This window comes from Petralouisia muris (assembly GCF_004793545.1).
GTDB lineage: Bacteria > Bacillota > Clostridia > Lachnospirales > Lachnospiraceae > Petralouisia > Petralouisia muris.
In genome coordinates this window covers 20652-35965 of record NZ_SRYA01000033.1, presented here as the reverse complement: position 1 = coordinate 35965, position 15314 = coordinate 20652, and the positions used below count along the sequence as shown (strand labels likewise).

At 40.4% G+C, this 15314-nt stretch carries 16 protein-coding genes; 5 read left to right on the top strand and 11 right to left on the bottom strand.

The features are described 5' to 3' along the window. Window positions 1-39: 39 nt before the first annotated feature. The 4 genes from E5329_RS16140 to E5329_RS16130 all read left to right on the top strand — a co-directional run bounded on the left by E5329_RS16140 (window position 40) and on the right by E5329_RS16130 (window position 3619). On the top strand, window positions 40-1335 hold the full coding sequence (locus tag E5329_RS16140) for a sensor histidine kinase (RefSeq protein ID WP_135990503.1): 1296 nt from the start codon (window positions 40-42) through the stop codon (window positions 1333-1335). Between the two features lie 197 nt (window positions 1336-1532). After that, the gene (locus E5329_RS29825) at window positions 1533-1709 is read left to right on the top strand and encodes a hypothetical protein (RefSeq protein WP_168356650.1); all 177 of its coding nucleotides are present in this window, start codon (window positions 1533-1535) and stop codon (window positions 1707-1709) included. Between the two features lies 1 nt (window position 1710). Further along, window positions 1711-2418 carry an ATP-binding cassette domain-containing protein gene (locus tag E5329_RS16135; RefSeq protein ID WP_135990502.1) on the top strand — a complete coding sequence of 236 codons (708 nt, stop codon included), beginning with the start codon at window positions 1711-1713 and terminating at the stop codon, window positions 2416-2418. After that, window positions 2399-3619 (top strand): hypothetical protein, encoded by a 1221-nt coding sequence (locus E5329_RS16130; protein WP_135990501.1) that lies wholly within the window; start codon window positions 2399-2401, stop codon window positions 3617-3619. The genes E5329_RS16135 and E5329_RS16130 overlap by 20 nt, the downstream gene beginning before the upstream one ends. Before the next feature lie 35 nt (window positions 3620-3654). Here the strand turns inward: E5329_RS16130 and E5329_RS16125 are convergent, their stop codons facing one another. Continuing rightward, a complete protein-coding gene (locus E5329_RS16125; RefSeq protein WP_135990500.1) occupies window positions 3655-5427 on the bottom strand; it encodes a DUF885 domain-containing protein in 1773 nt (590 codons plus the stop codon). Window positions 5428-5763: 336 nt separating this feature from the next. Between E5329_RS16125 and mgtE the strand changes: the two genes are divergently transcribed. Further along, window positions 5764-7113, top strand: a complete 1350-nt coding sequence (gene mgtE / locus E5329_RS16120; protein ID WP_135990524.1) for a magnesium transporter — start codon at window positions 5764-5766, stop codon at window positions 7111-7113. Window positions 7114-7177: 64 nt separating this feature from the next. On the opposite strand, the gene E5329_RS16115 is transcribed toward mgtE, so the two are convergent. The 10 genes from E5329_RS16115 to E5329_RS16070 form a co-directional block, all read right to left on the bottom strand. Beyond that, window positions 7178-7774 (bottom strand): ATP-binding cassette domain-containing protein, encoded by a 597-nt coding sequence (locus E5329_RS16115; RefSeq protein WP_135990499.1) that lies wholly within the window; start codon window positions 7772-7774, stop codon window positions 7178-7180. A 93-nt stretch (window positions 7775-7867) separates the two neighbouring features. Continuing rightward, on the bottom strand, window positions 7868-8563 hold the full coding sequence (locus tag E5329_RS16110; protein WP_135990498.1) for a hypothetical protein: 696 nt from the start codon (window positions 8561-8563) through the stop codon (window positions 7868-7870). Beyond that, the gene (locus E5329_RS16105) at window positions 8560-9309 is read right to left on the bottom strand and encodes a hypothetical protein (RefSeq protein ID WP_135990497.1); all 750 of its coding nucleotides are present in this window, start codon (window positions 9307-9309) and stop codon (window positions 8560-8562) included. Before E5329_RS16105 ends, E5329_RS16110 begins: the two co-directional genes overlap by 4 nt. 483 nt (window positions 9310-9792) lie before the next feature. Next, the gene (locus tag E5329_RS16100; protein ID WP_330572214.1) at window positions 9793-10530 is read right to left on the bottom strand and encodes a translation initiation factor 2; all 738 of its coding nucleotides are present in this window, start codon (window positions 10528-10530) and stop codon (window positions 9793-9795) included. 12 nt (window positions 10531-10542) lie between these two features. After that, window positions 10543-10980 (bottom strand): DUF4869 domain-containing protein, encoded by a 438-nt coding sequence (locus E5329_RS16095; RefSeq protein ID WP_135990496.1) that lies wholly within the window; start codon window positions 10978-10980, stop codon window positions 10543-10545. Between the two features lie 16 nt (window positions 10981-10996). Continuing rightward, window positions 10997-11422, bottom strand: a complete 426-nt coding sequence (locus tag E5329_RS16090) for a DUF1810 domain-containing protein (RefSeq protein WP_135990495.1) — start codon at window positions 11420-11422, stop codon at window positions 10997-10999. A 319-nt stretch (window positions 11423-11741) separates the two neighbouring features. Beyond that, window positions 11742-12038 (bottom strand): Txe/YoeB family addiction module toxin, encoded by a 297-nt coding sequence (locus E5329_RS16085; protein ID WP_135990494.1) that lies wholly within the window; start codon window positions 12036-12038, stop codon window positions 11742-11744. After that, entirely contained in the window at window positions 12039-12287 is a 249-nt protein-coding gene (locus E5329_RS16080) for a type II toxin-antitoxin system Phd/YefM family antitoxin (protein ID WP_135990493.1), read from the bottom strand. A gap of 377 nt (window positions 12288-12664) precedes the next feature. Next, window positions 12665-13105, bottom strand: coding sequence for a MarR family winged helix-turn-helix transcriptional regulator (locus tag E5329_RS16075; protein ID WP_135990492.1), 441 nt, complete (start codon window positions 13103-13105; stop codon window positions 12665-12667). Window positions 13106-13344: 239 nt separating this feature from the next. Next, entirely contained in the window at window positions 13345-15129 is a 1785-nt protein-coding gene (locus E5329_RS16070; protein WP_135990491.1) for a sigma-54-dependent Fis family transcriptional regulator, read from the bottom strand. Window positions 15130-15314 lie beyond the last annotated feature (185 nt).

Genomic DNA, 15314 nt, shown 5'->3' with positions numbered 1-15314 from the left:
TAACAGTTTAAACAGTAGAGAGGGGGGAGGGACATATATATGACAGAACTGTTTCTTTTATTCTCAAATATTGCAGCCGGAGGAATAAGAATTCTTATATGCCTGTTTCTTATTTTTCGTCTGCTGTCGGCTAAGAAACCAAACAGAAACAGCGTTATGGCAGCATTGGCCGGCATTACTGTTCTCTCTGTCCTGCTGTTCATAGCAGGATGTTCTGATTTTTACCGCATGGTATCAGAAACCGTCCTGATTGCTGTCTGTGCCTGTCTCTTTCAGGGAGCGGATACAAGAATGAGCTTGTTTGTGGGAATTTTTTATGAGATTGCAGTTTCCTTCCTGCAATTTCTTATCATGGCATGGGCAGGCGTTATATTTCGCTCTCCGGCATTTCTTGACGATAGCGAAGGAAAGGGACAGACTGCAGTCTGGCTGATGCACATACTATTGATGGCTGCTGCGATTTATCTTTGGAAGCATCCGAAGATAAACAGAAAAGAGGCTTTTCACTTTGCATCGGGGATTGTTGTGACAGGATTTCTTGCAGTTGTAACTTTATCCCAGCAGACGGCGCTTTCCATTTCGGATGATACGCTGGATATGTGGACTATTTTAGCAGTTGTTCTGATGATGTCTGTTCTGGTGTTCAATATGAACCGCCAATATGAAGCGGAAAAAGAACTTGCAAAATTAAAATCTCAGCAGGCCCAGTTGTTAGAGCGTGACTATACTGCTTTAAACCAGGCATATGCCGTCAATGCCAGACTGTTCCATGATTTTCATAATCATATTGGCGTTCTGCGCCGGCTTCTTGCCCATGAAAAGCTGGAGGAAGCTGTGCAATATCTGGATGCATTGCAGGCGCCTGTACAGGAAATGACTGAAACCGTGTGGACAGGCGATGAAACTGTGGATTATCTTATTAACAGCAAAGGTCAGGCTGCCGGGGATAGCGGGATAAAGTATCAGGTGAAGGTGGAATTTCCTCAGCATACCAACCTTAGAAGCGCTGATGTGTGCGCCATATTGGGAAATCTCTTAGACAATGCCATAGAAGCAGCGCAGCAAGTGCAAAGAGAAGAGGAACGGTTTGTCCGGCTTACGATCCGCCGGATCAATCAAATGCTGATCATCAAGGTAGAAAACAGTTTTGCAGCGCCTCCAGCACTTTTAAACGGTGCGCTGAAAACATCAAAAGAAGAAAACGGACTGCATGGGTGGGGCTTAAAAAGCGCCCAGACTGCCGCCGAAAAATACGACGGTATGGTGCAGACTTCCTATGGGGACAACATCTTCCGGGCTGTTGCCACTTTATCTTATCAGGGCTGTAAAGTATAGTAAATGCTTTGCAGCTTTTATTTTACAGGGCTGTAAAGTATGTGAAATGCTTTGCAGCTTTTATCTTATCGGAAATTTCTCTGGCTCTCCTTTTTCGCGGTCAAAAACCTGCCGAATGCGGACATTTACGCACTGGCCTTCATTTTCGTATATGATAAATACACAACAAAGGAAAACAATTTCAGGAGGTAATGATTATGCGTCATGTATATATTCGCGGAATTATGAGTTTGATCTGGCTGGCGGCAGCTATTGTAAGCGGTGTGTCCGGCAATTTTGAAATGGCTGGCCTCTATGCGATTTTGGGCGGAGTGTTCCTGTATTTTGCCTATGCAATATGGAAAAAAGAAAAAGACAGGAAAGGAGGACGGTAGCATGGGAAGTTCTCTGTTAACGGTTAAAAATTTAAATGCATGGTACAGCAGAGAAAACATGGTTCTGTCTGACTTTTCTTTGGAATTGGCTGAGCAGGAAGCGGTGGGGCTGATTGGGCTGAACGGAGCCGGAAAAACAACATTTCTGAAGGTGCTTTCCGGCCTGCTGTCCTCCTTTCGCGCTGAAGACGTCCGGTTTTTGGGCCAGCCTGTCAATCTGAGGGGACGGGAGTTTAAAACAAGCCGCTATACGGTATTTGCCGAGGATAATTCCTTTCCTTATTTTACATTCCGGGAATATCTGTCCTATGTTTTTTCCGCTTATGGAAAGGAATTGCCGGATGTGTCAGAACTGATACAGGGATTTCATTTTGAAAATTATACGGATGTTTTATTGAAGGATTTGTCCACCGGCAATAGTAAGAAGGCGTTTTTAATTGCTGCCTTTGCATTAAAACCAAGGCTGCTGCTTTTGGATGAGCCGGTCAATGGCCTGGACTTTCAAAGCACAGAATATTTATATCAGCAGATCGCTGGTTACAAAAAGTATGGGACAGTCCTGTTTTCTTCCCATATTTTAGAAAGTATCACACTGACCTCTGACCGGATATTTGTTTTAGAACAGGGAAAAATCCGGCAGACATTGGAAGGCGGACAAATAGACGCCGCTGATATTCGGGAGACCCTGCATGAGAAAAATGATATTTAAATCTTTTGCCAAAAATCTGTTTGGAGTAAAATATGAAAGACTGACACGCAATCTGTTTACCTGTTTGATTGTATTTTGGGGATTGCATATTGCTGATTTGAAAGTCCAGATTTCGCCTTTTATTTTCTATCTGATGACAGGCGCTTTTACTGCTGGCGTGATGTGGCAGGCTCTAGGTTCGGAGGAGCAGGCCGCGCAGATGCAGAATTTGTTTATGATGCCCTTCCAGCGGCGAGAATTCGTCTTTTCCTATATCGCCGCATTAGGCGCCTATACCCTTGTTACAAAAACAGCCATGCTTCTGTCGGTTTTACTGGCGGTATCAGACTGGAAGCCGGCAATCATCCCTGGAAGCATTCTCTGGTCAGTCAATGCAGTTCTTATGGCTGCTGTAATTTATTCTTTTAAAAAGCATTGGTATGCTGGCGTTTTCTGGACGATTGCTGTGGCTGCCGCTGTTCTGTTTTTGGGAAATCAGCCCTGGTTTCTCTTAATTATTATTGCTAACATTGTTTTTGCAGTCATGCTTTTACAAAAAGCAGACGGTTATTCTTTTTATCTGCAAAAAGATGAAAACAGTCATCTAATCAAGGGGCGTCCACGTGACTCCGTATGGAGGTATCTGTTCCGGTATTTGATACGCCATAAGAATTATTTGCTAAATACTGCTGTTATGTGGTGTGCAGCCTGTGTATTGCCTCTTTTTTTCAGACAAATGGAAAGTATGTCTGTGGCTCCCATTGGCTTTGCGATTCTGTCTTTGAATACGCCTGTCTGTATTCTGCTGTCCTGCGATCCGGATTTAGAGCAGGCGGTCCGTTTTCTGCCAGGCCAGATGAAATCATTTTGTGTGCCGTATTGCCTGTTTATCTTTTTATGCAACATTACGGCAGATGTGATTTTCCTGTGCAGCATGCAATTTCAAAAGGGCGGAGTTGACTTTCCTGTGATTGCAGCAGCATTGTTTTTTGCTTTGCAAAGCGCAATTGGTTCTGTCCTTCTGGAATGGTTTTATCCAGTCAGGGGATGGAAAATTGAAAGCGATCTGTGGCACCATCCGCGGAAATATGTAGTTCCGGTCATTATGTTGTTACTGGCAGGGGCAGTTGGGATATTTCCGATTTTAATTCCCGGGCTGATCCTTATGCTGATGGTTGAATCTATCCTATTGTTCCTTTATTGCCAGAAATGCGGAGCGTGAAAAATATCAAAAAAGGTTCCTGACATCAGGATGTTTCATTCTGCATAATACTCCGGCAAATATTTCTTCAGGATAGAAAAAGGCGCAGTTCCCATTTTCATCAATGCACGGTGAAATTGATAATCACTGTAATTTTCCTTATATTTAGCCATTGCATATTCCCTGAGATTTAAGAATTCCAGATATCCCACGTAATATTTCAGATAATGGGCAGGCTCTTCTACAATCAATTGATAAATATCCTGAATGACGCTTTTATCATTAATCTGATATGCTGCAAAAAAATCTATGGTATCCCTCAGCGTCCAGCCGTCATGGTGAATGCCCAGATCCGCGCTGGCATAGAGGCTCAGCAGGGCAGACTGATTTTTTTGCAGAAAAGCAGCAACGTCTCTGTCCACGTCTGCATAATAAAATGACTGCATTTCCACATAAGTTGCCCATCCTTCTGCATAACCGCTGCTGCCGAACAGACTGCGGACAGGTTCCAGCCCGCAGCTTCGTTCCATTACATTCTGGTAAAGGTGCCCTGGAAATCCTTCATGAGCCAGAGTAGTATAAAGCTCCAATTTTGTATCGCCTTTGGATTTATTGATATAGATGCAATTCTGAGAAATATCATCTATGGGCGGCGTCAGGTAAAAGGCAGGCGCGGTATATTCTTCCAGAGAAGGATGCACCTCTTTGATGGCAAATGAAACCGTGGGCGGTGATGGAAAATCCTTTTGCATTTTATTTTGTAAATCTTTCAGAATCAATTCTGGTTCTTCGGTAGGAAGCTGATAGTTTCCGCACTTTTGCCCGATATCCGGGTGTTCCTTGGCGATGCTTGCCAGATCCTCCAGATCTTGTTTCCGCTGAGCCTTCACCTGCTCCTGCATTTCTTCTGCCGATAAATCGGAGCCAGTGGTATCCTGAACCAGATATTCATAGTATTCTTTTCCGCCAGGCAGGCCGCAGAGACCGCCAGAGTTTTTTCCAGTGCCTTTCAAGGCAGATAAATCTTCTGATAACCGCTGATAAGCCGGTATTAAATCGCCTGTCACAACCTGCCTGTTTTGCGCCTTATATAGCTCTGCCTGTTCCGGCGTCAGGAATTTGGCTTCATCTACACGATCATCAAAGGTGGACAGGAGATAATTGCTTTCGGGATTTTCTACAAAATTACTGCATTGCGCCACAATATCATCCACAGCAAAATCTGCCATAAATAGCCCAAGCTCTGCCTTTTTCTTTTCCACATCCATGATCTGTGAAAATAATTCCGGCGTACAGGATAAAAGTTCCAGATAATCTTTAATGTCTTTTTCATCATAAAAGGTATATTCCGCCAGCAATACCGGAAGCTGAGACTGAAAGCCGGTAGAGGGTCTTAAAATTTCTTCGTGCAGACGAAATTTTCCCGCCGGAATTTCCTTTTCTATACAATCCATCATAATATCATAGGTCATTTGCTGGGAAACGGTCAGATCCTTTTTGTTAAATTTCTTCAGATTTTCTTTCCAGTTTTCCAAAATAACTGCTGTTTCATTTCCTTCACCAACAGATACATTGCCATATGTAACTTTGTAATCCTGAATGCCATAATTTTCCGGGTGTGCCAGATTGTAATGCATATTCAGCGTACTTGCCGTAACTTCCGCTCTGAAAATCTGATTCATATAAGCGGAAAAATCTTCCCTACTTCCCTGGCTGCCCCCGCACCCCGCCTGCAGGCACATTAATATGGCGAGTATCATCAGCATGATTCTATTTTTTATATTCTCTTTCCGTAACTTGAATTTCTCTCCGAAAAAATTTTTTCCCATACCAAAATGCACTTTCTGCGGTATATTCCTTTCATTTTATGTCTGTCTTTCCCTCATTATGCAAAATAACCCAATGACAATTACAAAAGGATATGATATGATTTACCATGAGGATTTACCATGAGGAGGGACCCGGTTCAAAACCGCACCACTACCTCTGCCTAAGATACCGGGAGGAGCCCTGATGGTTTTATCGCCCGTTCATGTAAGATACCGGGATGAGCCCTGATGGTTGTCCCCAAAATAATTTTATAAGCAAAAAACCAAAAAGGAGGGATACCCATGGGAACCACAACCAACATGAATCTGGATCTGGACAACTTAGACTTCACAGATATGGAGATCGAAGAAATCCATCGCTTAGCCGAAGAATTGTTAGAACAACGAAAGTATTCCCTGCTCAGGCAGATGCTTAACAACCTGAACTCTGCCGATATCGCCCTTCTTTTTGATGAGATGGACAAAAAGGAAATCCCCTTGCTCTACCGCCTGCTTCCCAAGGAAGAAGCGGCAGACAGTTTTTCCTACATGAGCCGTGAGATGCAGAAAACCCTGATTAATACATTAACCGATCGGGAGCTGCGGGCAGTCATGGACGATATTTTTCTGGATGACACCGTAGACATGATTGAGGAAATGCCGGCGAATGTGGTAGCCAGAATTCTCCGTAATACAGATGAGGAAACCAGAAAAATAATCAATCAGGTACTGAACTATCCCAAGGACAGCGCCGGCAGCCTGATGACCATTGAATACGTTAATATTAAAAAGGAAATGACCGTAGGCGCAGCCATCAATCGTATCCGCCACACTGCCGTGAACAAAGAAACAGTGTATACCTGCTATGTGACAGAGCACCGCAAACTGATTGGAATGGTATCGGTCAAAGATCTGCTGATGGCGGAAGATGCTATGCAGATTGAAGACATTATGGAAACAAATGTGATTTCCGTAGATACTCATGAAGATAAAGAAGAAGTTGCAAAAGTATTTAACAAATACGATTTCCTGGCAATTCCTGTGGTGGACCGGGAAGAGCGTCTGGTGGGAATTGTCACCTTCGACGACGCCATGGACGTTATGCAGGAAGAAAATACTGAGGATATTACCAAGATGGCAGCTATGACCCCCACCGAGGACAATTATTTTAATACCTCTGCCTTTTCCCATGCAAAAAGCAGAATTGCATGGCTGCTGTTTTTGATGTTATCCGCCACGGTAAGCGGTTCCATTATTACCCATTACCAGGAATCCTTCAAGCTTTATCCCCTTTTGGTTTCTTTTATCCCTATGCTGACCGGAACCGGCGGTAACTGTGGTTCTCAGAGCTCCACCTTAATGATTCGGGGATTGGCGCTGGATGAAATTAAATTTAAAGATATTTTTAAAGTAATGTTTAAAGAATTCCGCATTGCCCTGCTGGTAAGCACTGTTCTGGCAGTTGTAAATGGACTTCGGATTTATATTCAGTACGGAGATTTGCAGATGGCCTTTGTGATTGCCCTTGCGCTGATTGCCATTGTGATTTTATCGAAATTTATTGGTTGCAGCCTGCCGCTGATTGCTGAGCATATCCATCTGGACCCGGCGTTGATGGCTGCCCCTTTGATTTCTACTATCGTGGATATTTGTTCTATTTTGATTTATTTTAAAATTGCTACGATTGTGCTGCATATTGCTGTCTGAAATCCGTAATGGTATGTAAAAAGAGCCGTATTCCTGCTGCTTCAGGTTCGGCTCTTCTTTTACCTTACGGGTGTATTTTTCCATTGTTCAAGGTAATCACCTGATCAAACACAGGGTGCTTTTCCGTATCAAACCCGTGTGCTGCAATGACAATCGTCTTATCTTTTTTCATGCCTAAGATACGCTGCAGTATCAAATGGAAATGCTCATCATCCAATGCATTAAAAGGCTCATCCAGGAGCAAAACATCTGGGTTTTCCATCACTGCCTGGCAAAATCCCAATCTTTGCTTCATGCCCAGAGAATAATTCTTTACTTTATTGTCGATTTCATCCAGTAAATGAACTTCCTCTAAACATTTCTCAATTTCTTTCATACCAATTTTTTTCTGAATGGAAGCAAGGAATTTCAGATTCTGCCTTGCGGTTTCATGAAGCGCAAAATTAGGCGTTTCAATCATAACTCCATAGCTATATTCCGGCTTTTCAACAGTGCCCCTGGTGGGCGCGATCAAATCACACAGCAGTCTCAAAAGCATCGTTTTTCCGGAACCATTGTGTCCCCGAAGCAAATAAAGTTTTCCCTTTTCAAAGGTTACGGATATATCATCCAGAACAATCCTGTTTTTTAATTGTTTCGTTACTCCAATTAATTTTATCATCCGTTTTACTCCTAACTTTCTATACGCAAGAACATACTATTTGCCAGATAATTTGAGCCTTTCTTGAAGGGGCAGGAACCTATTGGCAAAAACTTAGTTCATGAGCGCATCAAAATCCTTTCGTAAATATATCATGCCGCTAAGTACAAGGATCACCGCTGCTTTTCCCATGATGTTTACCATCCAGTAAGACTGCCACTGACAGGAAGCAATCACAATCATCAAAAACACATGATTTTCATAGGATAACATTTGGCTGATCATGTTTATTCCGGCAATCACAAATAAGGGAACCTTATATTTGGCTCCAAGCAGCTTTAACAGGATAAAACACTGGGCAAACATCAGCAGGGTAAAAAAAGTTGAACCCATGTCATAAAGATAGAAGAACGTAATTTCTCCCGTGTATACAAAATAAGCTGTGTAAATAACCTGTTTGATTGCCAATATCTTAAAAATTTCTTTTAAGGCTGCTGTCAGCAATACAACCTTAAACTTTGATTTTCCGCAGCGGGTGATAATATAATCGCTCATCTCAAATATTTGCGAAACTGCCTGGAGAACTGCCGCAAGAAGCAGAATTGTAAGCCCAAGGTTCAGCATATAATGATACAGCATAAATTCCATCGTTCCATCCAGCGGATTAATAATTGTTCCCTGTATCAAAAATTCAAAGCTCAGGAGAGTGTTATCCGTTTCATTTACAACTATAAGATGGAATAACAGGATACACAGGAACAATTTTATAAATCGGATCACCTTGCCATCCTTCCATAAAGCGGTACTCATAACAGATAATCCTCCATGCGTCTGACATTTTTCAGGTATAAAATAAAGGACACGACTATCAGCGTAAGCGGATAAAGAATTACATAAACAACAGAGTCCATTGGAGAGCCTTCTACCGGAACAATATTCGGAGAAATCAGCGCCCCCAAATTCGTCAGCGCATGTTCAAAAATAAAATGGCGCACAATATTACTCAATGTTCGATTAATATTTCCCAACAAAAATCCAAACATATATCCACCTACCAGAATCATAACAGGTAAAAATTGTATGACAAATTTATTCTTAAGAAAAACCGAACTAAGTGATGAAATAATAATCAGCGGTATCATGCAAATGATAGAATACAGGACGAATCCCAGAAGTGTGAAAAGATATCGGGCAATACTGATATCTGTTACCGGCCCATATTCCTGTCCCACTTCACGCAGCGAAGAAATATATGGAACGTGAAACCCTCCGCCGCTCCAAAATAAAAAAACAATAAATACTATCATAAAAATGCAGCAGCAAAAAGTAAACAGATATATCAATTGGGCCAATATTGTTTTTCTCATATAATCCTTATATTTCATTCGTGTCATCAAGAAATTGCCATAACCTGACTGCAATGTCCAAAATGTCTGTCCGCCGATATGTATCCCCATGCCAATGATTAAAATCATCCAAAACAGCAGGAAAAAAGGCATGTTTAAGTAAAACAGCCGTTCAAAAGAATATAATCCGGTAAAACTTTCCGACATCATGGTTAAATATTCTACATCAGAGTCCGAAACAGCTTGGCTTAAAGCCTGAACAAATTCCTGCTTTTCTGCATAATCACTCCAAAGACTGGGCAGTATGCCCAAAATTGGGAGAAGAATTAAAATGATATTAAATTTTGAACGCCAATAGAATTTTATTTACTCTAAAACCAATGTACCTTATTCTCCTTTTTGCTTGACGAATAGAAAGAGAGCCATACTCTGCCTTTTCGGATTCTGCATTTTTGGTTAAAATTTTATGCCTTCTATTGTCTTTAAAATTTTTTCCTTCACTTTCTTGTTTAAATATGAAATATTCAGCTTTTTTTTGGAATATTTTAAATATGTGCCTTTTGTCCTGTCTGTTAATAAAAATGTAAAGAACTGTTCCCAGCTAAAATATTTTTGACTTTCAATATGGTCAGCCGGATTAGCCAATATTTCTGCCAGTTCATTCCTTTCAAGCACGCTAGAGCTTAAAATCAGCTATTCAAATGATTCTGGTAAATACAGGTTAATTTCTCTGTGATCTTTTATTAAACGTATCATTTTTTCCATTTCAGCGCCAAAAGCAGCACCGTCTGCAATTACCAAAATTTGACTGTAGGATAACGTTTCCAGTCTTTCCACAACTTTTAAAAATATATTAGATTTGCCTCCTGCACTGATGCATTCAATCTCTGTATTTCCAAGTGCATTTCTAAAAAATTGGTATCCTGAATTAGAATCCTCTACAATAACTATGTTTGGTAATACCTCTCCTGTCAGATTTTCTGCAGGATACAAATGATAAAATTCATGGTATGTCTGCCTTAATGTACCATATTTTCCAGAACTCTGTATCCCATAAATTTCCTCTATACTATAGGGCAAAGAGGGAATGCCATCTCTTGTTACAATCACATAATAATTATCTGTTCTCTGAATTAATGACGCAAATTCATCTGTAAGGACAAATTTGTTTCCTTCATCTATAAATACAATACTCTCCTTTAAAAAAGCAAGATTTTGTTCCCACTTATTTCCTGAAAGTACCGCACATTGTCTTTCACAATTCAGCTTTATCCCGCTTTCTGCACCATTTTCATAATATTCTCTTACCATTTCTATAAGCGTAGTTTTTCCCGTAGCACTGTCACCACGGATCACCGTAAGATTCCTGCGAATTACAAAATCATACCGAACACGTTTATTTTGTATTATAATTCTATAGGTACCTCTCATTATTAACACCCCTTAAACATAAATTCCGGCAATCGGGACCAATTCTTTCATACTATGAACGATTTTCCCGGTATTTAAAATGCAGATGTCAAAAGAGCCTTCTCCAAAATCAAGAAGATGACGTAAATTAATTGTTATATCCTGCCGTTTCCCAATTTCTAATATCCACTTTGCACAATTATCCCCACAAGTAGATGCATTAAAAATTGTCTGGGGTTCATTTTGTATCAGAATCAAAGTTTTTACCCCTCCCGATAAACTAACAGGCGCGATTTTTCCTAAAACCGGACTGTCTATTACAGCCTCACCTAGTACAACAGATTTATCAACATCCAATATCATTTTCTTCGAAAAGGGATCTGTAATCCATGCATCTTCATAAACATTTTTAAAATATACCGCTGTATTAAAAACAGCTTCCGGCATATCTCCGTAATAAATACTTAACATATATTTCCGTTCTCCTTCATTTCTGGCCTGTCAAAATCTCTTCCGTTTTCTGATCTGTCTCTCCATGAAAAAATTTATCCAGCACCTTCTGAAACGTCTTACATTCCGGCTCCGCCAGCAAAAACAAAGTCATGGAAGATTTCAGCTTCATATCATCCGGCCATCCCATCACATAAGCGGCATCATCCGATTCCGTTTCCAGAAGAGCCTGGGAAATTTCAAGCAGACGGCGCCGTAAGACCTCATTTTTCAGGTATTCCTTTGCCTCTTCCATGTCTTTGATTGCATAATATTGAGCCATTTCGCTGTATCCAAGTCCTGCAATCTGGGGAAAAATAAACCACATCCAATGGCTTCTTTTTTGTCCGTTTTGTATTTCCTGCAAAGCTGTAGGATAGGAACTCTGTTGTGCAGTTAGAAAACGTTTTAATCCTTCTTTCATTTGATTCCTTTCCGTGAAAAAACATATCTTTCATATATGTGTCCATAAACCAAATGATTTGCTGTTTTTATTATTCCAAGAAAAACAGCAAATCATTGGGAGAATAAGAATATGTTTCAATACACTTGATATTAGATATTTCGATAATTAATACACTTAATTATTTTTTATCTGCTGAAAATAATTAACCAACTATTTCGTTCTTTCTTTTGTAATTTTAGCTTAATCTATGAAAAATTTATTAAAATTACTTTAATAAAATCTTTCTTTATAATTCTAAATATTACTTTAAATACTTACAATTGATAACTAAATGATTCTATTCCACTTTTTCATAATGCGTCCACATACGAATTATTTTAATAGTTCCTTCATAGAAAATATCATCAATTGTAACAGGAGTATTGTAAATCTGATAAACAAGACGATGTTGTATATTAATTCTTCTGGAATACAATCCTTCCAGATTTCCAACCAGCTTTTCATATCTTGGCGGCCTCTGATACGGATTTTCCCTGATAATATCCACAAGATGTTTTGCTTTTTGTGAAAGATTGAAAGCCTTTAATTTTTCCAAATCTTTTACAGCTTGTTTTTCATAAATAATTTTATACACTTACCATTCCACCATATCTTCCGAAATGCAATCTTCCACAGGAGTTTTCGCCCCATTAAGTATAGATTCTGCCATACCTTCAATGGAATTCAAATATAGTGTTTCCTGTATTGCATTCCAATCGTCCTCTGATAGAAGAACCGCATTGCCTCTCTTTCCAACAATCAATGCAGGTTCACTGTAAAGATTTACGTTCTCTACCAGATTATAAAGATCCTTTCTTGCTGTTGTAATATTAATAGTTGACATTATAAAATCTCCTTTTCTAATTTCTAAACGTGTAATTTTTATATAGTTCCTTTGTGTATTGATTATCTCTCGTTCATTCTTGTATAAGTATTGTAGGACAACATAATATTATTCTGGATATAGATTCTATTATTACCAAACATTTCAGCAAATAAATATAAGAATATGTTTCCAATCACATTATCATATTTAGTCTTTCATCTAAATGTGTAACTATTTTATTGTTGTATAAAATTCATAAATATTAACTTATGATATTCATCTTTATCAATCAATGAGTAAATATCTTATACTTTATCTGTAATGACGAGATTTTATATGTCTTATTTATTATAGCGTACGTTAATACGTACGTCAATAAAAATTTTTATTTATTTTCATTTCCCATACCCCTTGAAAAATCCGCTCAGATTCTGCAGTGCCTGCACCAGCACTTCCACCTGATCCTCATTCAATCCCTTTAAGGTTGCCTGCACCATTTCGTCATGAAATTTCTCATGATGGTCATAAGCCTTCTCTCCTTTTTTTAAAAGAGAGATCAAAACCACTCTTCGGTCCTCCTCGCTGCGCACCCGGTTCACATAACCTTTTTTCACAAGATTATTAATCGCAATGGTCAGAGTCCCAACCGTCACTGACAAAAGCTTTGCAACTGCCGACATGCTCTTGGCTTCCCCTTTTCCGATTGCTTCTATTACATGCATGTCATTATTGGAGATATCCTTGAACTCTTCGGTAATAATCGCTTTTTCTTCGATATCCATAATTTCATTGAAAAGTTTTACCAGGACTTCGTTGATTGTATTGTAATTTTTCACAGGGATACCTCCTTACATGCAATTGCTTTTTGATATTATACCACAATCAAACTGCGGTATGCTAGAGCGTGTTTGAAAAATCATTCCCTCTGCTCTTTTTTTCATCCTGCCCCGCTAAAAACCGGAAAATCTCGGAAAAACAGTGTCAATAATGGAGTCCGTTTCTGGGATGTGTGTCAAATAATAAAGGGTAATAATTCCGCCGGATTCTAAAAATACAGTTGATTTTCAGATACAGATTAGAATGTATGATTTTTAAGGATTCTCCAAAGCGTACTCCTGCTGATTCCAAGTCTTCTGGCTGTTTTTTCTTTATTCCCCTGTTCCTCTGCCAACGCCTGACGGATAATCCGATAATTAATCTCATCCAGAGTTCCGGATAAGTCAAATTCCCCGGCAGAAGCAGCGCCGAATCCTGGTTCCTGCTGAAGAATTGCTGTAACGTCGCTGCTGGAAATATACGGAGTTTCTGTAATGGTTACAAGTTCTTTTAGCACATGCTGAAGCTGATCCAAATTATTTGGCCAGCGGTAAGCTGTCATCTGCTCCATAGCCTCCACGTCCAGACCGATGATCTGTTTTCCAAAGGCAATGTTAAAACGGTGAATATAAAGGGCCGTAATGCCCGGAAACTCCTTCAGTCTTTCCCGCAACGGCAAAAGCGCAAGAGTAAGGCAGGACAGCTGATTCTCCATAAACTGCCGCACAATCCGGGCGGAAGAGCTGTTGCTTCCATTTTCAATCAGGGATACAATCAAGCGGTTTCTGGAGGGAAGCCTTGTCTGGACGACATAGGTAAACAAGCTGTCAAGCTGTTCCGCAGAAAGAGCGGCCGGATTTTTAAGGTAAATCACGCTTCCAACCTCGTTCAGCGGGGAGTTTTCGCTATTTAACAGCCGGTGCCATTTGCGTTCTCCCATAAGCCCGCAGTCAATGGTAAACAGGGGAGCGTGGCGGTAATTGCTCTGTTCATAAATAAGGGCCGCCGCCCTGTCCTTCCCGGTTCCTGTTTCGCCGAGAATCAGAACCGGCAGACGGCTTTTACTGTATTCCTTCAGGATTCTCGGCAAATCCCCCAGTTTCTCTGTTCCATTGTAAAAATGCAGAAAGTCATTGACTTCTTCTAATGCATAATTAGTCACCTGGATTCCCAGATCCTCCGCTTTGGTCAGCGCAGGCTGTCTGCGGATGATTACGGCCGTATATTTCTGTTCTTCATAAAACAGATGACGGCTGGACAAATAATAGATGTCGTTCCGAATCTGCTTTGCCACTGCCTGATTGGGATGCTTCCGAAGCATGCTTAAAGAATCCTCAACAAAATCCATCAGAGAAATATGGATCTCATCTACCGCAATACTTGAAAACCAAAGCGCGCCTGCCGGAGAATAGATTAGAAATTCCCTGTCCTCCTCCGTCAAAAGCGTTTGAAATAAGTCTTTCTGTTTGTGCACATGGCTGGAGGAACGCACCAGTTTAACGGCTTCATTAATTGCATTTTCGATGCTTTCCGCTCCCGAAAGGATCAGATGGCAGTTCATCCCAAGCTCCTTGGCAGCTTTTGCCCCTGTCATGTCACAGAGAACCAGCGTGCAGCCTTCCTCCTGCGCCCGGCGCAGAAGCGGCAGCGCATCATCCGTGCTTTTAAAAGTTATAATATCAATGTCATATTGAAGCAGATCGCACAAAAGCCCCGCGCATTTTGTAATGCCGCAAAAACCTGCGATCACAAATTTTCCGCCGTAATTTTCGGCAAGTTTAATGCTGCGGAGCACGTCATACACAGAAATGGATATATCTATCACAGGCACCTCAACGGCCGATTCAATCAGTTCCGCCGTTCCGCCCCGAGAGATAATTACATCATAATTCTTATGGGCAAGCTGCACCGCAATCTGCCTGCCGATATCCAGATCTCCCGTCTGCACCGTCAAAGAAATATCATCTCTTTTCTGGGCAAGTTCCGTCAGAATATTGGACATCCCTTCATAGGGGGCCACTGCAAGTATTTTTGTTTTCTGCATGGCAGTTTTCCTTCCTTTTTTCTTTTATTATATACTCTAATGTTTTAAAATACAACATTTCTTGATTGTGTTGTTTCAAAATACAACATTATTTTCACTAACTTCAATTGAATCCCTATTATAAACCAGATATTATAATCTTACGCATCATAAACGTATTAAAATAAAACAAAGGAGAGAAGTAC